Origin of the sequence: Paenibacillus piscarius (assembly GCF_022234545.1) — a bacterium.
Lineage (GTDB): Bacteria > Bacillota > Bacilli > Paenibacillales > Paenibacillaceae > Paenibacillus_AQ > Paenibacillus_AQ piscarius.
Genome location: NZ_JAIEUI010000002.1, coordinates 359,512 through 383,060 on the forward strand (window position 1 = coordinate 359,512; position 23,549 = coordinate 383,060).

The window sequence follows — 23,549 nt, forward strand, 5'->3', positions numbered from 1 at the left end:
CTATCTGCAAAATAAATGAATAAAATAGAGCAGACCTCCAATTGTCGCATTCCGACAAGAGTTGGCGTTCTGCTCTTCTTACTGTCTGTCCGCCGGGCCCGGCGAGTCCATTAGCCAGTTCCTCAGGAAAGGGGATTTTCTTAATGAATATGAATCGAACAGGACATCCAAACAGCAATACTCGCGACGGCTTTTCTTATGTCTATGCGTCTTATGTATTAAATGATAATCCTACTACAGGATATGTTGCCGTTATTGATCCTGGAACCGATAAGATCATCAAACGGCTTCAGGGAGGCCACAATCCCACTGTGATGTGCCTAAGTCCTTCGGGGGATAAGCTTTATGTGGTGGACGTCAGCGTACTTTATATCTATAGTACAGAGACCTTTATTATGTTAAACGGGGTTTATCTTGGTGCCACACCTGTTGCTGTCTACGCAGAGCCTACCGGTAAAAAAGTCTATATAGCCAACTATGACGATGGCACCGTTACCGTTATTAATGGTTCTACGAATGCCTTTATTAAGACCGTCTCCATGGATACACCTGACAAGTCAAATGGCCGCCCTTTCGCCTTTGCAAGCAATAAGAATAGCCGCTTTATCTATATTTCCTGCCTGAGGGACGACGATCAGAGCGGTTATGTCATCGCAATGGATATTGATAATGACGCACTTGTTGGGCTTGAGTTAACACCGGGTGACCAGAACCATAACCCCCTAACCGTTGCTCCGGATGGCAAGACCCTGATTACACTTGGACCGATTGGCTACCTCAATTATTACTTAAGTGACTATGACTTTCTTTATGTTCCGACAAGTTTACTGGACAATACGGTATCCGGAATCTATCTGGATAGCAAAATGCTATTCTGTACTTTACGAGATGAAAGAAACTTTCTGAAAGTATTAAAGAATCTGACCTTTGATTTGAATGGAAACATTGTCTACGATAAATTCATAGAGCTCCCCAGTTACAAAGGCCAGGATAAAATCCGGACCTCGCCTTCGCAAAAGTATGTTGGCATTACCGTCCAACCCACTGATTTCCCGCAGGGTGGTCTGCAGATCATTGATACCGAGCGCTTGAGTTCCGAGTTCATTCCACTCTACGTTGTCGGCGATATGACATTATTCTCCGACACCAAGGCCTATGTGGGCGAAATCAATGCGGTTCGTCCCATTAATCTGGCAACCGCAACCGCTCTACCTGCTATCGATATGGGGGGCGATAGCATCACCGTGAAGAATATTATTTCCGGTTACAGTAATCAATCTACTGCTAGGAATCCATACTTCTAAGGTGAAAGGTTATCCTATGCCCTTTTTGTAGCCATATACTATAACAGACCTCCAGATGGGGCATCCGGATATACCCGGCGCGCCTGCCCATCTGGTTGTCTGTCCGCCGGGCCTGGCGAGTCCATGATCCAGAACCATATGAAAGGGGATTTATTTTATGCATACGAATAAAGCCAACCAATGCAATCAGATACGTGACGACCTTTTTCCTTATGTTTATGCGCTTTACACAACTGGCTTTAAGGGTGGAGCTGTCGCTGTTATTGATCCTGCCCAAGATCGGATCATCAATCGACTCCAGATCGGCTTAAATCCGACTGCGATGTGTATAGATCCCTCTGGAAAGAAGCTTTACGTAACAGATGAATCTATGAAAAGGGTCTTTATTTATAATACAGATGACTTTGTAGCTTTCGCTTCAATCCGCGTTGGCACTTCAAGCAGCCCCGAACCCATTGCTGTCTTCGTTGAGCCTAGCGGCAGGAAAGCTTATATCGCCAACTATGGAGACCGTAATGTTACCATTATTGATGCCGTCAATTTTAGATTTATTGCCAATGTAGATATGGATGCAGTAGATGAAAACAATTTAGGTCAGCCTTTCGCCTTTGCAAGCAGCAAGGATGGCGCCTCTGTCTATGTTGCCTGCAAGCGGGACAATGCAAGAGATTATGTGGTTGTCCTTGACGTTAATGATGATGGGGTGTTTCCGCTTGATCCTGAGGAGGTATACCCGGAACCCGTATTTGACAAGAGATATAACCCCTTGGCGGTTCACCCGAATGGACACACACTGGTCTCGCTTGCAAATGTTGGGGTCCTTGATTATGTTGCTCTTAATAAGATTGCGTACAAATCAACAAGTTTGCTGGACAATACGGTGTCCGGGGTCTATCTGGACAACCAACTGTTATTCTGCACCATGCGAGAAGGAAGAAATTTTCTGAAAGTATTCAAGAACCTGGCTATAGATGCAAATGGAAACATTACCTATCAGAATTTCAAAGAAGTCCCCAGCTACAAAGGCCAAGAGCTCATCCGTACTTCGCGTACACAAAAGTATATTGGCGTCACCGTTCATCCCACAGATTACCCGACAGGAGGTCTGCAGATCATTGATGTAGATAGTTTAAGTTCCAAATTGGTTGAGCTTTACATTGTCGGCGATATGACCATCTTCTCAGACAGCAAGGCCTATGTGGGCGAAATCAACGCGGTTCGTCCAATTGATCTGGCAACGGCAACGGCTCTTCCCGCTATCGACATCGGTGGAAACGACATCATCGTGAAGAAAATCATTTCCGGTTATAGCAATCAATCCTCCTAATGCCTATGTAATCGAAGCATTGAGCTGTCTCTTTAAGTCGAACGCGACATTGGAGCAGCTCTTTTTTGTGGACTTATCAGACCTTCTGGCGGTTCTATCTGCAAAATAAACGAATAAAATATATTAGGCCTTCAAAATGTCGCATCCGGACAAAAGTTGGCGTTCCTGCTCGCCTTGTGGGTTGTCCGCCGGGCCCGGCGAGTCCATGATCCAGAACCATACGAAAGGGGAACTCATCTATGAACACAAATACGACAAATAAAAACCGGATTGTGATCCACGGTCTTCCCTATGTATATGTGTCTTATGAAAATAACCGTGGAAACGGGGCAATCGCTGTTATTGATTGTACTCGCAATCAGATAATTGAACGGATTACCTCATTCTTTAATCCTACCGCTATGTGTACAGACCCCTCTGAAGAAAGGCTTTACGTTACAGATAACCGCCTGAAAAGGGTTATGATTTTTCGCACAGATGACTTTCTATTTCTCGCCGGAATCGCAGTTGGTACTTCAAGCAGTCCCGATCCAGTTGCTGTCTTCGTAGAGCCGGGTGGTAAAAAGCTTTATGTAGCCAACTATGGTGAACACAGCGTGAGCATTATAGATACTGTCACTTTAAGGATTATTAAAAATGTGAATATGTTCACTCTGCAACCAGGCATTCTCGGCAGACCATTCGCCTTTACATGCAATGAAAAAAGTTCCTATGTCTATGTTGCCTGTAAGCGTGACAACGCAAAAGATTATCTTGTTGCTTTAAGCCTTGAGGATGATACGGCTTATCCGCTTGACTTCGAAGAGGATATCACCTTTGGAGACACCCGCAATCCCTTAACGGTTCACCCGGATGGGCACACGCTGGTTTCGCTTGGAGAAGTCGGTATGCTTAACTATTTTGGAGATCGTCCGGTTGGCTTGTATGACTCGATAAGTCTGCTGGACAATACGGTCTCCGGGATCTATCTGGACAACAGAATGTTATTCTGCACCACACGCGAAGACAAGAGCTATTTGAAAGTATTTAAAAATCTGGCTATCGATTCAAATAGAAATATCACGTATGAGAATTTCATAGAGGTACCCAGTTACAAAGCACAGGATATTATTCGTACTTCGCGTACGCAAAAATATATTGGTGTCACTGTTAAACCTACGGATCTCCCAACGGGCGGTGTGCAAGTCATTGATGTGGCCAGTTTGAATTACGAGTTCATTGCGCTTGATGTTGTCGGTGATATGACGTTTCCCTCAGACTCCAGCGTATATGTGGGTCAACAGAACTCTGTGCGTCCCATTGATTTGGCATCTATGGTACCTCAACCCGCTATCCAGATTGGGGGATACGACATCACCGTCAAGAGCATTATTTCCGGTTATAGCAATCAATCCTCCTAATGTTATATAGTGCCCTTTTTCGTTTTTACATGACGTTTCAATGACTCGGGCCGGAGTATCCGGACATACCATATAGCAGACAACCTGATGCAACATCCGGACATTCCCGGTTTGCCTGCTCATCCGGTTGTCTGTCCGCCGGGACCGGCAAATCCATTAGCCAGAATTACATGAGAGGGGATTTCATCTATGAATATGACTCAAACAGCAATTCAAAACAGAATTACACAAAATGGCTCACCTTATGTCTATGCGTCGTATGTAAATAACGATCAAAGTCAAGGCGGATATGTTGCTGTCATTGATCCCACAACCGATAAGATCATCAAACGGATATCGACAGGCCTTAATCCGGTGGGTATGTGCTTGAGTCCAAAAGAGGATAAGCTTTACGTATTGGATGACAGGAAAATACTCTTCATCTATAGTACAGATACCTTTAACATATTAGGCGGAACTCCTGTTGGCAAAAATCCTGTTGCTGTCTTCGCAGAACCTACCATTAATAAAGTCTATGTTGCCAACTATGACGATGGCACAATTACCATTGTGGATGCCATCACAAATAGTTTAATTAAGACTGTGGACCTGGACCCAGGTTCTATATTTAAGGTCCACCCTTTCGCCTTTGCATTTAGATTTTTCGAAAATTCCGTCCTTATTGCCTGCAAGCGTGATGATGGAAGTGATTGTATTTTCGTAATGGATACTTTGACTGATTCATATTATATGGTTGATTTTCCAAGCTACCCTACTCCTCTTAAGTTTGACCAGAACCACAACCCCTTGACCGTTCACCCCAATGGACAGACACAAGTCACGTTTGGTTTAATAGGCTACCTCCTTGAACAAGAATCTGGTACTACTAATTACAAGTCAACAAGTCTGCTAGACAATACGGTATCAGGGATCTATCTGGATAACACTAAGTTATTCTGTACCATGCGAGGGGATAGAGACTTTCTGAAGGTATTTGAGAACCTGGTGTTCGATATGACTGGAGATATCACCGAAGAACAATTCTTTGAAATCCCCAGCTACAAAGGCCAGGATAAAATCCGAACTACGCCATCGCAAAAGTATGTTGGCGTCACCATTCAGCCCACGGATTATCCGACAGGAGGTCTCCAAATCATTGATGCAGATGATTATACTTCCCGGTTTGTTCCGCTTAATATTATTGGCGATATGACAATGTTCTCAGACACCAAGGCTTATGTGGGGGAAATCAATGGGGTTCGTCCCATTGATCTGACAAATGCAAAAGCTTTACCTCCTATCAGCTTGGGAGGATATTATCTCACTTTAAAAAATATTATTTCTGGTTATAGCAAACAATCCTTCTAATGCATATTTAATTAAACACCGAGTTGTCTCTTCAAGTCGAAATAGACTTTGGGACAGTCTTTTTTGTAGCCTTATCGGACCGGTTGTCTGTCCGCCGGGACCGGCGAGTCCATGAGCTAAAGTTAATTGAAAGGGGGGGCGCCAGTGTATCCGAATAAGGTAGACCAGAGCAGAAAAACGAGCCGCTTTCCTTATGTCTATGCATCTTTTGTAGCTAATCGTAATGTAGGATATGTCGCTGTTATTGATGCTACAAAAGATGTGGTCATCAAGGTGATTCAGACAGGCGTTAGTCCTAGCGCTATATGCACAGATCCCTCTGGGGAGAGGCTGTACGTGACGGATAACCTCAAGAATACCCTCAGCGTCTTTCGTACGGATAACTTCAGCCTAGTTAGTACGATTCCCGTTGGTTTTGAGTACTGCGATGATCATAATCCTGTTGCTGTATTCGTAGAGCCTACCGGCAGAAAAGCCTATGTAGCCAACTATGGAGATGAATATGTGACCATCATCGATACCGCAACAAATACAGTGCTTAGAAATGAGCATATGGACGGAATATACTACAATAATCCGGGCAGACCTTTCGCTTTTGCGGGCAATAAGAATAGTCCCTTCGTCTATGTTGCCTGTAAACGTGCCAGGAAAAAAGATTATATTGTGGCCATTGATTTTGATGAGGATAAAGCTTATTCATTTGACCCTGAACAGGTTTTCCCGGCGTTTGACAAGTCCCGCAACCCCCTGACCGTTCACCCGGATGGCCACACACAGGTCACACTTGCAAACTTTGGCTTTCTTAACCATTTTAATCTTAAAGAATTCATCTATAACACGACAAGTATGTTAGATAATACAGCATCTGGAGTATATTTGGACAACAAAATGTTATTTTGCACCGTTGACGACAGAAACTATCTGAAGGTATTTGAGAACCTGGCCATTGATCTGAATGGAAATATTACCAATGATGGATTCAAAGAAATCCCCAGTTACAGAGGCCAGGATAAAATCCGTACTTCTCTTACACAGAAGTATATTGGCGTAACCGTTCAACCCACGGATCTCCCGACGGGTGGTCTGCAAATCATCGATGTCAAGCGTTTGAGTTCAAGATTAGTTGCACTTAATCTGGTCGGTGATATGGCCTTCTTCGCAGACTCCAAGGCTTATGTAGGAGAAATCAACGCGATTCGTCCGATTGACCTGGAGAGTGCAACAGCCCAGTTCCCTATCGATCTTGGTAACGTTGAGATCAGGAACATTTATTCCAATTATACGAATCAATCTTGAGTAAGGGGAGCTTATTTATGAGTACCAGTAAGGCAAGCCAACGCAGAGATTTACTCCACGCTCTTAATTATGTCTATGTGTCTTATGTAACTGGCAATAAAGGCGGTTATATCGCTCTTATTAATCCCAGACTGGATTCGATTGACAAAAGGATTCCGGCAGGCCTCAGTCCCAGCGCTTTAAGCTTGAGTCCCTCAGGGGATAAGCTCTACGTAACAGATGACCGCTTGAATAAACTCATCATCTATCGTACGGATAATTTCACCCCTATAACTGAAGTTGCTGTTGGTGCCAAACCCGTTGCTGTCTTCGTAACGACTAATAGTAAAAAAGCCTATGCAGCCAGCTATGATGACGGCACCGTTACCATAGTCGATGGAGTCACAAATAAATTGATCAAGACCGTGTCTATCAATTCATTGAACCCGAGCAATCCAGGCAAGCCTTTCGCCTTCGCGAGCAATAAGAATAGCCCCTATGTCTATGTTGCCTGTAAGAGTGACAGTGAAAGAGATTATGTTATCGTCATTGATATTGATAATGATCAGGCTTATCCGCTTGACCATGAGCCACTTTATCCGAAGCTCAAGTTTGATCAGACACGCAATCCCTTGGCCGTTCACCCGGACGGACAAAACCTCATTACGTTCGGGACGGTTGGATATGTTACCAATTTCAAACCTTATCATTCCGTGTCTGCAACGACAGCCTTACTGGGTAATACGGCATCCGGAATCTATCTGAACAACAAATTTCTATATAGCACCTTACAGGGAGAAGGCAAATTTCTGAATGAATTTGTGGATCTGAAACTTAATTCGTCTGGCCGTATCACCGCTGAACACTACTCGGAATTCCCCAGTTACAATGGCCAGGATAAAATCCGTACTTCGCTTTCGCAAAAGTATGTTGCCGTCACCATTCAACCCGTAGATCTTCCGACGGGCGGGCTGCAAATCATCAATACAGACTATTTCCAATCTGAATTAGTTCCGCTGAATATTGTCGGCGATATGACGATCTACGCAGACAACAAAGCCTATGTGGGCGAAATTAATGCAGTTCGTCCGATTAATCTGGGAACTGCAACAGCTCTAAGCGCTATCCCCATTGGGGGAGACGACACCATAGTCAGGAATATTGTTTACAATTATCACGATCAGTCCCAATAATGTACTTGACTAGCAGTATATACACAGAGAAGCGGTTCTCCGGATATGGGAGAACCGCTTCTCTGTTTGACTTAAATCGTTAGTTGAAGTTACATATGTCCCAGCAGATTAGCAAGGACCTGCGCGCTCTCGGCACGGGTCATAGCCGCCTGCGGTGCGAATTGCTGATTGCCACGCCCACGGATCAGACCTGCCTGCTCGGCGGTAACGGCTGCATTCTTCGCGAAGTTCTGAATCCGGGCGGCATCGCTGAACAGGCTTGCCGCCATGCTATCCCCCTGGCCTCCTGACAGGTCAGCACTGATCTGGCTTTCCGGCAGGGTGGCATACGCACGGACGACCATGACCGCCATCTCCTCGCGGGTAATGAGTTCATTCGGAGCAAAAGCGTCCTTGCTGCGTCCAAACACAATGCCCGCTTCATTCACAGCGGCAACCGCTTCAGCATACCAGGCCTTGGCATCCACATCGGTGAAGGACGATGCAGCTGGGCCTGCTGTCTTAAGGCCAAGCGCACGAGTAATCATCGCGGCGAATTGCGCTCTTGACACTTCCCCTTGCGGATCGAAGCGGTCACCCGGCATCCCCTCAATAATATGCTTCGCAGCCATGGACTTAATGACCGGGCTTGCCCAGTGGCCGCTGCTGACATCGGTGAAGCTCTTATCATACTCCAGCACAGCGTACTGGCTGAAATGCATCACTTCAGCAGCAAGCTTACGATTACTATCCACCAGCTTACCGCCGACATATTCCACTGCTCCGCTGGCAGCGATATGGTAGACGCCAAGCAGGTCACGATTCGCCTTAGAATCTACTGCGAAGGTCACAGTCAGCGGCTTGGCAAACGCCGTCACCGGTACGGAGCTTCTGTCCGCAGCTACAACCTCCAGGCTGAAGCTGATGACCCCGCTTGCCGCTGTTAGCCGTACAGACCCGTTGACCGCCGGATCATTGATCCGCTGCTGGAAGCTGTCAGCGTCTGACTTCACCGCCGACAGTCTGATGGCCGCTCCCTCCGTTTGCCCTCCACCACCAGCAACGGTATTCAGGACGCTCTTCAGGGCATCCGGGCTCAGATCAACAGCAACTGTATTCCAGGCAAGACGCAAGGTATTCGTGCCTGTCATGCTTGTGACTCCTGCAGGCAGCAGCACGGATTCAGTATCGTCCGTAAGCTGAACGGTTATCATTCGGTCTGCCGGAGCCTTGAAATCATCCTGATGAAGCACCTTCTCCGTCTGCGGAGACGGGGACGGCGTTACCGCCGGTTTCGGTGTTGGTGTTACAGCCGGTGCCGGAATCCATACCGGCTCATCTGTTGGAGCAGGTGTGGCTGACGGTTCCGGCGATGGTGTTGGCGTCGGAGTCGGCTGCTCCACCGGCGGCTGCTCCTCTTCACTCACCGTCACCTTTCTTGTCACTTCTGCGGCTGCGTTGCCTGCGGTATCACTGACATTATAATGGAAGATATATTCTCCCGCTTGCGCCGTATCCAGCTCCGTCAAGTTATACACATCACTGGTCACGGTGGTCACTATACGGTCTGTGATGTCCCCGTCCTGATCGTCATAAGCGGTAGCGCCCGCATCAGTGTACTCCGCACCCAGCGATAGCTTGACTTCTGCATCGCCCGTCAGCGTAATCACCGGCGGAACCGTATCCAGTTCCGGGAGCGTGATCTTACCGCTGGCCGTGCTGTCTGCTCTTGCTTCCCCCTTATTCAGCGTTACCGAGAAAGTGAAGCTGCCCTCTGTATCCTCAACGGCTGCCTGGAATGCAGACAAGCTAATGTCGCCCAAGGTAACCCCGGTATCGCTGAACCCCGGCAGCCCGCTAAGGGTCTGCTGCAGCCAGACCCGGACAGCTTCTTCATCATTCGCTTGCGCCATCTTGACGCTGTAAGCCGCTCCTTCAATGATACTCTTCGCCTCAAGCACAGCCTGTTCATTGGCCGCGCTGACCAAGTCCTTCGCCACAGCCAGATAGCTGATCAGCGAAGCCTGGCTGAACGTATTGTTCACCGAATATTTCACTGTACCGCTGACCGGCAGCGTGAACGTATATTGAACACCAGCCCCGCCTGCACCGGCAACCAGGCCGGTCTTCACCGTCTCGGTCACGATCTTTCCCTCAGCATCAGGATAGCTGAGGGTAATATCCATCGTCCGGCTCCCGTTATTCCACCAGTCCAGATGATACGAAGTAACCGTGTATTTGCCAGCACTTAGAGGCAGGTTGTAGACCAGCGGCGTATTCCTCGTATTCGAGCCGTACACTCCGGTCTGGGCTTTATCTGTAGTGACTACAGCACCGCCAAGCCCTTTGACACTATAGTTAGCGCCTGTATTCGTATGTCCCCATACCGTATCTCCTGTGGACAATTGATCTGCCTTGCGATTCAGCAGGCTGTCGCCGGCGAAATCCCGGATGGCTGTATACGGCGGAGTGTCGCCATCCCCGGCAACACCCATGTCCAGGAAGTACACCAGCCCCTCAGGAACCACTTCCACATAGGCAATAGTCTTCAGGCTACCATAGGTGCCGGTGACCGCTACCCGTTCATATGGAGTGTCGAAGCGGACCGCATCAAGATTCCACTTCACCGCTACCTGTGTGGCTGTGCCGTCTGCGAGCGTAGCCTCTACCTTAGCCGGAAGCTCAGGCTGCTTCCCTGTATAGGTAGCCCTGTCGGGAATAGACGCAAGCTCTCTCACATCTCCGAGCAGCAGCAGATTAAGAGCGGAAGACAGACGTTCTACAAGCTGTGCTGCCCCTTCCTGGTCCAGCCGGTAGGAAGCCGGATCATTCAGCGCAGCCTGGGCGGTATCCAGGGCATCCGTGAACATCTTCCAGTCCTTCTCCGGGTAGCCATCTTCCCTGCTGACCGCAAGCGCAGCACTCACCGCCTGACTAAGCTCGGTGGTATCCGGGCTTCCTGCTCCTTCCCCGCCGATAACTGCAACGGAATCCACAGCGAGGGTCCCGCTCAGCACTTTGAGCTGCACCGTATGCTCACCGTATTTCAGTCCGCGGAGCGTGAAGGTCTGGTACAGCTCCTTCGCCGCATTAGCAGCACCTGAGACTACCAGAGTCTCACCGTCCACCACAGCCTCCAGCTTGGCAGAGCCGTCGTTCGGCCCCAGAATATCAAAACCTGTACCGGTAAAAGTATACTTCAGCACCGCACCGGCCCCTTGGCTGGTAGAAAGGGTACGATGATAGACATACATGCCTTTTCCATTCTCATGGGCCCAATTGCCTTCATAAACGAGCTTCGCCCCCGGAACTTCTGCCAGATCCGTCATCTCCAGATTATCCAGCTGCTCGGCATAGTAGGGGGTATACCCGTCTACCTTCTCCACCTTCAGATTATCGAAGCGGGTGTGATAGAAGCCGCTGGCGAGCTGCACGCGCCCGGAGAGCTTCGGACTCGGATCGGTATAGGTTGTAAGCTCAACCTGATCCAGATAGGCAGTAACCGTATCCCCAGCCACCTGAATGGCAATGTTGTGCCACGCGTCATGTGCCGTATTGAAGTCAGGAATTTTCACCCCGCCGGAGCCGGCAGCTGCGTTGCCGCTGGCCACCACGGTCCCGCTGGACAGCAGCTGCCAGCCGCCGTCGAACCAGAACTTGAGCGCATAAGGGGTGCCGTTAATCGTCTGCGGCCCGCCCTGGTATCTGGCTCCAATCGCTGCGTAATTGTTCCCGCCGTAAGTGCTATTCTGTTCAAAAGACACATCGGCGCTCGCCTTGTAATTAGTCCAGCGGTAATCCCCGATGGCTGTGACCGGGTCGCCGCCATTCCAGGCCCCGCCTACGCCGGTGGTCGTCTGGTCTAACTGCTGCCGCAGCACATAGTTATCCGTGCCATCGACCAGGTAGCCCTCGAACGCTCCGTTGAGGTCCTGCGTATAACGCGGCATGACGCTATACGGGCCGCCGCGCGAGCTGACGTAGCTCTCTTCGCCGGTAATCTGTCCGCCCTCTCCGATCACGGGAACGCTCTTGTTGCCATAGTTGAAGTCATCCGCATATAGCCACTGGTCTTCTGTATTCTGTACGGACCCGGTAGAATCGGTATCCAGCACGGTGCGTTCGCCCTCCACCGGAAGCGGTGTGCTGAACCCTTCCTTATTGCGGTTATCCAGCGTAGTGACCGTGACAATGGAGAACGGCTTCACACGAATGGTATACTCACCGCTGCTGTCTGCCTCGACATCCCCAAGAGGCTTCAGATAATTGCTGTTAAAAGCCTGACCTTGCTCAGCCGCACGCGTCTCCCACATTTCCAGGGATGGATTTCCGGTATAGGCCATATTGACGGCTTGGAGCTTGTAGATCTTCTCAGTCTCGCTGTCATTGATGATCACTGTCGAGAAATCCTGCTTGTCAGGTGAAGCCAGAGTCATATAGCTTGGAGTTCCGTTGCGCCCGCTGACCGGGTTCGTGCCGGTTGCTCCGGTGTAGCTCGCCTGGGGAACAGCACGCCAGATTCCTGCCGTATTGTCTTCGTTCTCCCAGCCGGTTGTGGCAAACCCGTTAAAATGCTTCAGAACCAGCAGTCCCGCATCATAATGAATGAAGCCCGACCACGGATCGCGGGCGCTGACCAGCTCCTTGAATGAGTACTGCCCGCCTTCATAGAAGGAGCCGATCGCCGGCTGATAGATGAAATGCGTCCGGCGCGAATTCACGAAGCCCTTAATAATGGTGTTGCCCATCTCCAGCGGTCCGCCGGTGCCGCCGATCCCCGTCCCGGGCACCGAAGGGTCCTTCATATTATTGTGAGGACGGAAGGCCGAGTTACTGAAGGTGGCCTGGGCTTCACTATTCCAGATCTCCTTGTCGAGTTCATCCGCCAGCCGCTTGAAATTGCCCTTGCTATCGTCATCGGTGTTGTAATGGTACCCGGCAGCGGCTACAGCTTCGCGCAGGGACAGGTCATTCACCAGCGCATCGCCGAAGGAGCCGATGCCAACTTCATCGGAAATGACCAGCTTGATGTTATGGTACAGCTCCTTCTCCTGCTCGTCCTTGAAGTCTGACGTATCTGACTTCACTCTCTCGCCGTACGCCTTCGTCCAGGCCAGATCCGGCGCGTGCTCATTGATATGGGGATTCACATAATCCACCATATAGCCGTATTCACGGTAAGCGGCCAGAATGGTCTTCTTATACCAGGTATAAATCTTGTCGTTATTGTTAGCCCAAGCTGGAGCATTCCAGCGCAGAAAGCTTACCTTCACCGCCGGATTGACGGCCTTGGCATCGGCCGCAAGCTGGAAGCCGGGGTGCCGGGCTACATTAGCTTCCTCATCCTCCGTGCGCATGGTCGCAGGGTCGGGACCGGTAGAGTTATTGCGGTCATTGCCCATCTCGATTTTGACATGGTTCATCAAGGGGCGGTCGCCCCCGAACAGGATCTGCAGCAGCTGCGCATAGGCCTCCGGCTGCTCGGACTTATAGTCCATCAGCAGCGCGCTGGTACTGTTGCCGCTCAGTACGCCGAACCCCTTGAAGGTCAGCCCGTTCACATTCCCCTCCTTGATGTCCTCACCGTCAAGCTGAATCCGGACCGCAGAAGCAGTGGTCTCGCTGGCAGATGCTACAGACTCACCTAGTGTAGGGAACATTCCGGCTACGAGTGCAGTAGATAAGAGCACGGAGAATAGCCTTTTCTTAACACGTTTGTTTCGATTCATTCATTAATCCTCCTCTTTCTAAATGAAGTAAGCGCATTCAACATGTCGTTAGAAGAATGAGTGACTTGGGCAGACCTATAAAAATACCTGGCAGACTGCGCAAAGCTGCAACTGCCAGGCTGAACCTCAGTGAATCTCTGCTCCCGGGTGTTATCCCTTAATCCCCGAAGCAGCAACGCCTTGCACAAAGTACCGCTGAAGCGACAGGAAGACTACAACCACCGGAATGATCGACACCACACTCGCCGCCATAATCAGGCCATACTCCGCCGAATACTGTGAGATGAACATTCGCAGACCGATCTGAATGGTCTTGAGCTTCGTATCGGTCAGATAGATCATCGGCCCGAGGAAGTCATTCCAGGTAGAGACGAAGGTGAAGATGGTCAGCGTGGAGAGAGCTGGCTTGGACAGCGGAAGCATAATTCTCGCCCAAATGCCGTATTCGCTCAGTCCGTCAATCCGGGCCGCCTCACATAATTCATCCGGCACCCCCTGATAGAACTGGCGCATCATGAACACGCCGAAGGCCGAGAAGGCTTGCAGCAGAATGATGGCCAGGTGGGTATTGTTCAGTCCCATGTAGCGCATCAGAATGAACTGCGGCACCATGTAAGCCTGCCAAGGGATCGCAATCGTGGCGATGTATCCCAGGAAGATCACATTTTTGCCTCTGAAATGCAGCTTGGAGAACGCGTACGCCGCGAAGCTGGAAGTCAGCAGCTGCAGAATCGTCACAATAACCGATAATTTAGCTGTATTGTAAATGAAGCGTCCGAGTGGAATCCGGGTCCAGATATCCTGGAAGTTCTCCCAGCGCGGATTCGCCGGAATCCACTGCATCGGGAAGGAGAAGACATCCTTGTTCAGCTTGAGCGATGACGACAGCATCCAGATATACGGCACCAGCATTGCCAGCACGGTCAGAGCCAACAGGGCATATACAAGCACCATTAAGCTGATTTTAAGTCCTTTACTTTTACCAACCATATCTAATAGATCCCCCTATTGTCCGTATTTCTTCTCGCCGCGGAACTGGACGATGGTGATGCCGAGTACCAGCAGGAAGAGCACAATCGCCATGGCACTGGCATATCCGTAATCCAGCGAGCGGAACGCCGTGTTGTAGATCTGATAGACCATAACCCGTGTAGCATCGCTCAGCTGATTATCCGCTCCGGCGAACAGGTTGATGAAGATATCGTAGACCTTGAACGAGTTGATGACGAGGATCATCAGGACAAAGAAGGTGGTTGGTGCCAGCTGCGGCACAGTCACGTTGCGGAATCTTCTCCACGGGCCTGCACCGTCCAGCTCAGCAGCCTCATACAGCTCCGGGTTAATCCCCTGGAGACCAGCCAGATAGATGACCATGTAATAACCCATATTTTTCCACACTGTAAAAAGCACTACCGTAAACATCGCCCACTGCTTATCCGCCGCCCAGCGGGGTAGCTCCTCCAGCGGAATGCCGGTGATCAGATGAAGGATGTTATTCACCGGACCCATGGTCGGGCTGAAGATGAAGTTCCATACCGCCGCAACCGCGACCAGCGATGCCACATATGGGAAAAAGAAGACCGTTCTCATGAAATTACGGCCCATGATCTTCTGATTGAGCAGAATTGCCAGCGCCAGCGCTACAATCATGGTCAGCGGCACGACGCCGATCGTGTAGACAATCGTGTTCCACAAGGCTTTGTGGAAGGTGGTATCCGAGATCAGCCGGGAGAAATTGCCCAGCCCGATGAACTTCATCGGATTGGCCCCGTCCCATTTCACAAACGCCAGAATAAAGGCAAAGATCATCGGTACCAGGGTGAACAGGGCAAATCCGATAAAGTTCGGCGCAATAAAGCTATACGCGACCAGGTGATCCCGGAGTCCGCGCGACAACCGGCTTTTTGGGCTCTTATTTGTACGCAATATGGTTTCGTTCTGCATTCGTTCTCCTCCAAACCTTATATAACATCCCCGCAAAGTGGGAATTACATCGATGCCTGCTAATACGAGTGCTGTGAGGTCCTCTATTTATATGGAAGGCGGGCCTCCGCCCGCACTTCCTTCAGGACACTAACGTTACATGTTCACCTTAATTGTTCAAAAGCTGGCCCACCCGGTCATTCATATCCTTCAAGCCTTCGTCAATCGTAGAGTTTTTGGTCATGATATTGTCATGCGCTTCATTCAGGATGACTTCAATGTCCGCACTCTTCTCATGAATCGGCATTTCCAGGTAGGTCTGAACAGTATTCAGTGCAGCCTTGCTGTTCTCGTCTGACGGGAAGCCGTCGATGGAGGTAATGGAATTGATAACTTCGTCATTCTTGATCGCAGGAATCGTACCGGTAGAAGCGATCACCTTGGCACCTTCCGCACCGGTTACGAAGTTCATGAAATCAAGGGCAGCTTCCTTGTGCTTGGACTTCTGGTTCACGGCCAGGGAAGTAATCGTCCCCAGTGTCGTTCCGGCTTCAACGCCTTCAGGATGAGGATACTTCACGATACCCCATTCCTTCGACTGGGATTCCCCGCTCTTCACCTTCTCGATCTGGGTGGCAATGAACCAGCTGCCCATGTTCATCATGGCTACGGAGTTATTGTAGAATACGCCGGAGTAATGCGTGCTGGAGGTCTTCAGGGTCGCATAATCCATTACGATGCCGTCTTCCTGTTCCTTCAGAATCCGCTCATAGGTAGGCTTCAGGAAGTCATAGTTGCCGCCGACCACAGTGTTCTTGCCGTCCAGGATACCGAACAGTTGAACCGCGCTGCGCCAGGTGTGGTAGTGGGCACCGTATACTTTTTCCGAACCGCTGCCGGAGGTCATCTTGCGGGCCAGCTCATCATATTGGTCGAAGGTCATATCGTTGGTCGGATAATCCACACCAGCTTTGTCGAACAAGGCTTTGTTGTAGTAGATCAGCCAGAAGTCGCTGCGGAACGGAAGCGCATACACCTCGCCGTTCACTTCGATCTGCTCGACCGTACCGCCGTATACCGAAGGATCGATCGATTTGTCACCCATGTAGGTTTTTAGCGGCTCCAGATGATTCTGCTTCACAAGATTCGAGTAGCCCGGAATATCCTTGATTGTCAGAACGTCCAGATCCGCCCCGCCTGAGAGCTGGGTGCTGAGCATGGTCATATAGTCGGTGGAGCCAAGGTCCACGTATTCAATGGTTACGTTCGGATGAGCAGTCTTATAAGCGTCGATCAGCGGCTTGTAGTAGGCAGTAGCTTCCCAATCCCACAGCGCCCATTTCAGCGTTACCGGCTCCTGGCTCGGCCCGGAGGAAGCGGTTGCAGCGTTGCTTGAAGCAGGTGCGTTCGTGGCAGCAGCCTCTTTATTGTTGTTATTGCCGGAGCATCCGGCCAGCAGGCTCACGGAGAGCGCGGTGGCAAGGGTCATGCCGCAGAATCTTTTCAAGTTCATTCGATTATCCCCTTTATCTTCTGATGATGGTTCAGCAGCCGGCATCCGTTGCTCCGGCCTTAGTTCACAGTGTAAGCCTTTTCAAGCCCGATGGGGATGCAAAATCAAACACAGTTCATTCACTATTCTGTGCTCTTCTCCGCATGGCCTGCTCCGAACCTGTAATTTCTTATCCGAAACCTGTAAAATTCTCAGCTTCTCCCTCCGGCTCTATATTGAAACGCAGGAATATGCTATGGTAATTGAAAACGCTTTATACAGGTTCACTTATAGATGAAGGAGTGTTCACCACGGTACGGAAATCTACTATTAAAAGCCGCATTATTCTGCTCATGACCGCCTTCGCGCTGCTGATTGCCTCGCTGCTGTCCTGGTTCAGCTATGAGCTCATTACGTATTATCAGCGCAAAACAACGATTCAGGCGACGGAGTTCAACCTCCAGCTCGTCTCCCATATTATTGAACAGGATCTGATTGACCTGACCACCCTGGCCATGACCAGCAGCACCAACTCGTCCACGAACACCCTGCTTACCGAATATTTCGGTTCACCGGAGGCCAGTCCCAAGCAGGCGCTGAATGTGTTCAATGCGATGCAGGACGATGTGCGGATCAACCGCTCCTATAGCTATGTACGCCGCCTGATTGCCACAGATAACAGCGGAAAGTTCCTGCAGGTGGAGAATTTCGGCACCTCCGTTCCGCTTACCATCCATAATATCGGTCAAGTCACCGGTCTGACGAATGAGGCTGAAGAGCAATGGGACCGGGTCATTAAGGACCCGCTCTCCAATTCCTACGGAATTCCCTTCGTGTTCCCGATCTATGGCCGGGGAGCTACCCGGGTAGGAACCGTCTACCTGCTCGCGAGTACGTCCGTCATTACGGACAAGCTGAAGGGCTATGCCCTGCCGGAGCACTCCCGGCTGCTGCTTACGCTCGGCGAGCATCATTATCAGCTTAACGGCGATCAGGTTAAGGCCATTGAAGAGCCTTATGAGCCGGTAGCCTATACCAGTGACAAGCCCGTCGGCCCAGATACCGAGCTGTCTATGGTGAAATTGCAGGATGATGAGGAAAGGCATATCGTGGTATCGTATCCGGTACGCAGCGGTGTTATGCTCTCGCAGACCTTATCCAATGACCAGTTCGCGCCACGGAGCAATATCTGGATTCTCGTCCTGCTCGGCGTATGTCTGCTTGTGCTTATCCTAAGCGCGATCATTACGCTGTATTTGACCCGCACAATCAGCCTCCCGGTGGAGAAGCTGAAGAAGCGTATGGACAAGATCGCCCAGGGCAACTTCCTGCTGGACTCGGGTATTGAATGGAACAGCGAGCTGGGCGATGTCGGCCGGGGCATTAACCGCCTGTCCCAGGATATCGTGGCCCTTATGGACAGCAGGCTCGCGGACGAGAAGCAGAAGCAGGAGCTGGAATACCGGATGCTTCAGAATCAGATTAATCCGCATTTCCTGTACAATACCCTGAATTCGATCAAATGGATGGCGACGATCCAGAACGCCACCGGCATTGCAGAGATGACGACCTCCCTGTCCCGGCTGCTCCGCAGCATCGCCAAGGATACCCGGCGGCTGATGCCGCTGAAGGATGAGCTGAGCCTGCTGGAGGATTATTTCCTGATTCAGAAATACCGGTATGGCAGCACGGTTACCATGGTCACAGAGATTGAAGAGGAGGCGCTGCTCGGCGGGCTTATTCCGCGTCTCACGCTCCAGCCCCTGGTGGAGAATGCGATCTTCCATGGCATCGAGCCCAAGGGCCGGGGCGACATCTTCATTAGAGTGGCGCGAAGCAGCTTCGCTGACCTCCTCATCACGATCGAGGATAACGGAGTCGGGATGAAGAAGGAGCAGATCTCCACGATTCTCACCGTTCCCGGGGATGAGGCGAAGGGAATGCTGGAGAATATCGGGCTGCGCAGTGTGAACGAGCGCGTGCAGCTGGCTTTTGGCGCGGATTACGGCTTGTCTATTGAGAGCGAGGTCGGCCGCTATACTAAGATGAAGCTGCTGCTTCCCTTCCGGCTGAGAGAATAGCCCCCCGGCGCCCTGCAAACTGAGCAAGGATGTGATGAGCTTGATCAAATTATTAATCGCAGATGATGAAGCCCTGGTCTGCATCGGACTCCAGTCCATGCTGAAATGGGAGCAATATAACATTGAGATTGTCGGCATCGCCCACAATGGCGCACAGGAGGAGGAGATGATCGACACCCTCCGCCCGGACATTGTAATCAGCGACATCAAAATGCCGATCAAAAGCGGCCTGGAGGTCGCCGGTTCCGTCCGCCGTAAGTACGGGCGGCTTCCGCTGTTCATCATGCTGACCAGCTACGAGGAATTCCAGTATGCGCGCGGAGCGATTGAGGTCCAGGCCACCGATTACCTGGTGAAGCTGGAGCTGACGCCGGAGGCGCTGGCCGAATCGATCCGCCGGGCCCTTGCGATCCTGGAGGAGTACCAGACGATGGAGAACTATCCGAAGCTGGTCCACCGCGGCAATCTCCAGGCCCAGCGGGATAAGTTCTTCATCCGGCTGTTAAGCGGCCTGTTCGAGAACAAGAACCAGTATCTGCTGCAGAAGGAGGACCTGGAGGTGGACCTCTCCGCGCCGGCCTATCTGGTCTGTACCTGCCGCATTCTCGGGCCGGACACCGTCCCGCCGCGCGGGGATAAGCTGGTTGCCTTATGCTCCAGCACCGTACAGATGGCCAAGGATACGCTCTCTTCGGTCAGCGCCTGCTATGTAACCAGCCTGGATCTGCGTAACTTCGCGCTGATTCTGCCTGTGCCGGGCCCGGACCCGCAGCTCTGGATGCCTGACATTCAGAAGCTGCTGGCGGATATGGCTTCTGTACTGCATAATTACTTCAATGTGACGATTATCGGGGCGATCGGCTTCGCTGCGGAAGATCCGTTCCTGCTGCAGGGGAGCTATCTCGCTGCCCGGAAGGCGCTGCCTGCCGCCGTGAAGGAGCGCTCCTTCGTCTTCTTCACGGAGGGCGAGGCCCCGCTGCAGGAGCAGCTGCTGTTTGATTTCTCGGAATCGCGGATGGAGATCCGCAGAGCTTTTGAAGAGATGGATACCCGCGCCCTGCACAGCATTATCTCCCGGATGATCGAGAGCTTCGACGGACGACCTGACCTGCTCGTTCCCGCCACCGATGCCGCCTGCAACATTCTGTATATGGCAACCTCCCTGCTTGCGGACGGGGACAACATGGTGGAGCAGATCTTCGAGCAGGAGCCGGAGGGCTACCGGGCGATCTATCAGCTGCATACCATTGAAGAGATTACCGGCTGGCTCATCCAGTTCCGGGACGGCTGTGTCCGGATGCTCGCCACCCGCAGACAGAGCTATAAGGAACAAGTGGTGAAGAATGTCCAGGAGTATATCAAAAGAAATCTCGGCACCAAGCTCTCGCTCAACCAGGTCGCCGATGTGTTCAACTTCAGCCCCAACTATCTGAGCCACCTGTTCTCCAAGGTCGCCGGGGTGAACTATGTTGAGTATATCACAGAGACCAAAATCACCGCCGCCAAGGAGATGATGGTCCGGGGCGAAGGCCGGATCTACGAGATCTCCCAGAAGCTCGGCTATGAGAGCGCCTTCTATTTCAGCAAGGTGTTCAAGAAGGTCACCGGGCTCTCCCCCCGGGATTATATGCAGCAGATTGAGGGGAATGCGGGCGGGGAGTAGATGAAGGGAATAAACGAAGGAAGAAAATAAACGAAGCATGAAAGGAAGGAAAGGCAAATGAACCAGGGACAAATCGTATTTCTAAACGGAGTGACCAGCTCCGGCAAAACCTCAATCGTAGAAGCGATACAAGCGAGATCGCCGGAATTCTTTTATGTGGTAGCGAATGACCTGTTTGAAGAGACGATCGGGGAACGCTACCTGCGTGAAGATTACTGGAAGTATCTTAGTGAAGCGATTATTATGATGTACCATACTGCGAAATTATTCTCGGATCACGGCAAGCATGTGCTGATTGACGGCATTATCGTGGAACGTCCCGGACTTGCGCCTCATTATGAGAAGGTGAAGGAGATTTTCAGCGGGTACCCGCTATCCATTGTGGAAGTATTCTGCCCCCTGGACATTTGCCGCCAGCGTAATCTGGCCCGGGAACACCGGAGTGAAGACCAGTCAGAGGAGCAGCACAAGCTGATGGCCCGTGACATCAAGTATAGCTTCAAGGTGAACACGCATGAGAAGACTTCTGAAGAGTGTGCGGATCTGATTGTCGGGCATGTATTCGGTGAGCGTACCGTAGGTTGATAGGGATGAGGTAACGTTATTTGCTCATAAAAGCGGAAGAGGCTGCCGGTATAGGCAGCCTCTCTTCTAATTGCACACAAACTGGATAATGGGCTTCTGCTTCAATACTCTTGTTTCAAACTCATACCGGGTCGGGTCCGTCTCCGGCAGGTCCTTGATTTTATGTATGCCGAACCCCGCAGTTAATCCCCCGGTTAATGTCCCCTCCTGCTCTTCAGCAAATACACCAGTGATCCATGTATATCCATCAGGCCGGATCACCCACGCCGTAGTCATGTCCTCATAGGGATGAAAATCAGCCACAAACACCTGCGCATTCTTCCAGTCAGCCGCATCTGTTCCATGCGTCAAGTCTGCACAGAGCGCCTTTACCCGCTTGTCCATGGCAGCAACCACTTCCCGCTTGTGCGGTGAATCCCCGTACTCAATCTGGTGCGGCGGATTCACCTTGACCGTGAAGCTCCCGGCAGTCTCGTAGGAATCTCCCGGCCAGCCGCCCTCGGGCCCGCTGCTAACCTGTCCATCTGCATACACATATCCGTCCTTGCTCTTGAAAACGACTAGCCAATCCCCGATGTTGGTGTGGCCATATAGCTTGTCTTGGCCCTCAGCATCCTTATATACACGGACCTCCACCTGGAGGGTCTGGCCGATATAGGAATCGAACTTGTTCATCCCCTGGCCCTCTATCTTCTCCGGGTAGTACCAGAGCCGCTCGTTGATGTAATCTTCCATGGCTGTCTGAAGCGTGCCGATGGAATATTCCTCCGCTAATTTAACACTGTTGCTGATGCTGGCTGCTTCAGAGGAACAGGAGCCGAGTAATAATGCCAGCCCTGTTATAGCCATTATCCAAATCCGCCGCAGATTCATTTCACCACTCCCCTCGATTTCATTTGCTCGTCTGTATGCTATTGATATTTTAGCATGTAACGGACTCAGAGGACGCTATTGCGTGAAAAAACAGACTTTTGGTGGTTTCGCGGACTCAGGCGCGCTTATGCTGCCTTTTTGAGCTGTAAACGAGGGGAGTGTTACTCATTAGCGGAATCTGAGTCCACTTAGCCCGGTGGGAGCGCGTAATGAAGATGAATAACGGCCTGTCAGTCCGCGCAGCCTCAGGGCAGGACGATGCTGATGCGTCGGCAGGCAAAATGTAAGCGTTCAAAAAATCCTCTTGAAAGAACCTCCGGCGGATGATAGGATAAAGGCGAAGATTTAGTAAATTTATTAACTAAAAAGGCGTGAGCAGCTTGGCAACGATCAAAGACATTGCCCGTGAGGCCGGGGTATCCGCAGCAACGGTATCCAGAGTGCTTAATAATGACCCGTCCCTGGCAGTCAGTGAGGACACGCGCAGCCGGGTGTTCGCCGTGGCCGGGAAGCTTGGCTACAAGCCCTCCCGGGTGCGGCAGCGGAAGCGGGAGAGCGAGTTGGGCAGCAAGTCTGTCACGCTGCTGCTCTGGTGCTCTGCCGAGGAGGAACGGGAAGACCCGTACTTCGGCTCGATCCGGCGCGGAGTGGAACTGCGCTGTGAGGAGCTTGGCCTTGTGCTCGGCCAGACGCTGCGCGGGCGTAACGCGCAGGCCACGCTTCGGGCCGGGGATGGCCTCATCGCGGTAGGGGGTAACTTCGATCCGGGGGAGCTTGCGAGGCTGCACCCGGACCCGGGAACCACCGTGCTGGTGGACCAGTATCTGGAGCGCCCGGACTATGACACGGTGCGGACGCATTTCCGCCAGGCGGTCGATCAGGCGCTGGGCCATCTGCTGGCGCTGGGCCACCGCGACATTGCCTTCATCGGCGGTGCCAATGAAGACGAACGCCGGCGGCATCACTACATGCGGGTGATGCAGAGCCAGGGCTGCTATGATCCCGCGCTGGTCCGCACCGGCAGCTGGACCAGCGCGGACGGCTACCGGATGATGGGCGAGCTGCTGTCCGGCACCAAGCGGCCGACCGCCTGCTTCGCGGCCAGTGATCCGCTGGCGGTCGGCGCCCTGCGCGCCCTGCATGACCGCGGCATACAGGTGCCTGCGGAGATGGCTGTCGTCGGCTTCGACGATATTGAGATGGCTGGCTATGTGCAGCCTCCGCTGACTACGGTCCGCGCTTACCCTGAGCAGATGGGCAAGGCAGCAGTTCAACTGCTCGCTGAGCGGTTTGAAGGCCGCGAAGCGCCTTCCCATTCGATCATCGGCACGAAGCTGATCGTCCGGGAGAGCAGCGGCGGAACAACGGACTAGAATGC

General features: G+C 51.5%; 15 protein-coding genes. 10 read left to right on the forward strand and 5 right to left on the reverse strand.

Features of this window, described 5'->3' with window-relative positions; genetic code table 11:
• Nucleotides 1-143 precede the first annotated feature (143 nt).
• From K1558_RS05245 to K1558_RS05270, 6 genes are all read left to right on the forward strand, one after another.
• A complete protein-coding gene (locus K1558_RS05245) occupies nt 144-1,304 on the forward strand; it encodes a YncE family protein (protein ID WP_238650338.1) in 1,161 nt (386 codons plus the stop codon).
• Between the two features lie 157 nt (nt 1,305-1,461).
• Nucleotides 1,462-2,631 (forward strand): YncE family protein, encoded by a 1,170-nt coding sequence (locus K1558_RS05250; RefSeq protein WP_238650339.1) that lies wholly within the window; start codon nt 1,462-1,464, stop codon nt 2,629-2,631.
• A 239-nt stretch (nt 2,632-2,870) separates the two neighbouring features.
• Nucleotides 2,871-4,031 (forward strand): YncE family protein, encoded by a 1,161-nt coding sequence (locus K1558_RS05255; protein WP_238650340.1) that lies wholly within the window; start codon nt 2,871-2,873, stop codon nt 4,029-4,031.
• A 189-nt stretch (nt 4,032-4,220) separates the two neighbouring features.
• On the forward strand, nt 4,221-5,378 hold the full coding sequence (locus K1558_RS05260) for a YncE family protein (RefSeq protein ID WP_238650341.1): 1,158 nt from the start codon (nt 4,221-4,223) through the stop codon (nt 5,376-5,378).
• Between the two features lie 144 nt (nt 5,379-5,522).
• Nucleotides 5,523-6,674 (forward strand): YncE family protein, encoded by a 1,152-nt coding sequence (locus tag K1558_RS05265; RefSeq protein WP_238650342.1) that lies wholly within the window; start codon nt 5,523-5,525, stop codon nt 6,672-6,674.
• Between the two features lie 17 nt (nt 6,675-6,691).
• Entirely contained in the window at nt 6,692-7,846 is a 1,155-nt protein-coding gene (locus K1558_RS05270; RefSeq protein ID WP_238650343.1) for a YncE family protein, read from the forward strand.
• Nucleotides 7,847-7,935: 89 nt separating this feature from the next.
• On the opposite strand, the gene K1558_RS05275 is transcribed toward K1558_RS05270, so the two are convergent.
• From K1558_RS05275 to K1558_RS05290, 4 genes are all read right to left on the reverse strand, one after another.
• The gene (locus K1558_RS05275) at nt 7,936-13,554 is read right to left on the reverse strand and encodes an S-layer homology domain-containing protein (protein ID WP_238650344.1); all 5,619 of its coding nucleotides are present in this window, start codon (nt 13,552-13,554) and stop codon (nt 7,936-7,938) included.
• A 150-nt stretch (nt 13,555-13,704) separates the two neighbouring features.
• Nucleotides 13,705-14,544 carry a carbohydrate ABC transporter permease gene (locus tag K1558_RS05280; RefSeq protein ID WP_238650345.1) on the reverse strand — a complete coding sequence of 280 codons (840 nt, stop codon included), beginning with the start codon at nt 14,542-14,544 and terminating at the stop codon, nt 13,705-13,707.
• Nucleotides 14,545-14,559: 15 nt separating this feature from the next.
• On the reverse strand, nt 14,560-15,498 hold the full coding sequence (locus K1558_RS05285) for a carbohydrate ABC transporter permease (RefSeq protein ID WP_238650346.1): 939 nt from the start codon (nt 15,496-15,498) through the stop codon (nt 14,560-14,562).
• 148 nt (nt 15,499-15,646) lie between these two features.
• Nucleotides 15,647-16,990, reverse strand: coding sequence for an ABC transporter substrate-binding protein (locus K1558_RS05290; protein WP_238650347.1), 1,344 nt, complete (start codon nt 16,988-16,990; stop codon nt 15,647-15,649).
• Between the two features lie 242 nt (nt 16,991-17,232).
• Between K1558_RS05290 and K1558_RS05295 the strand changes: the two genes are divergently transcribed.
• Genes K1558_RS05295 through K1558_RS05305 form a run of 3 tightly spaced genes read left to right on the forward strand, consistent with a single transcriptional unit; the run spans nt 17,233 to nt 21,298 of the window.
• Nucleotides 17,233-19,050, forward strand: a complete 1,818-nt coding sequence (locus tag K1558_RS05295) for a sensor histidine kinase (protein ID WP_238650348.1) — start codon at nt 17,233-17,235, stop codon at nt 19,048-19,050.
• 40 nt (nt 19,051-19,090) lie between these two features.
• A complete protein-coding gene (locus K1558_RS05300) occupies nt 19,091-20,713 on the forward strand; it encodes a response regulator transcription factor (protein WP_238650349.1) in 1,623 nt (540 codons plus the stop codon).
• 57 nt (nt 20,714-20,770) lie between these two features.
• Nucleotides 20,771-21,298 (forward strand): phosphotransferase-like protein, encoded by a 528-nt coding sequence (locus K1558_RS05305; protein ID WP_238650350.1) that lies wholly within the window; start codon nt 20,771-20,773, stop codon nt 21,296-21,298.
• A gap of 66 nt (nt 21,299-21,364) precedes the next feature.
• On the opposite strand, the gene K1558_RS05310 is transcribed toward K1558_RS05305, so the two are convergent.
• Nucleotides 21,365-22,147 carry a hypothetical protein gene (locus tag K1558_RS05310; protein ID WP_238650351.1) on the reverse strand — a complete coding sequence of 261 codons (783 nt, stop codon included), beginning with the start codon at nt 22,145-22,147 and terminating at the stop codon, nt 21,365-21,367.
• Between the two features lie 404 nt (nt 22,148-22,551).
• On the opposite strand from K1558_RS05310, the gene K1558_RS05315 reads away from it, so the two are divergent.
• Nucleotides 22,552-23,544: a LacI family DNA-binding transcriptional regulator gene (locus K1558_RS05315; protein ID WP_238650352.1), complete on the forward strand. Its 993-nt coding sequence runs from the start codon at nt 22,552-22,554 to the stop codon at nt 23,542-23,544.
• Nucleotides 23,545-23,549: the final 5 nt, after the last annotated feature.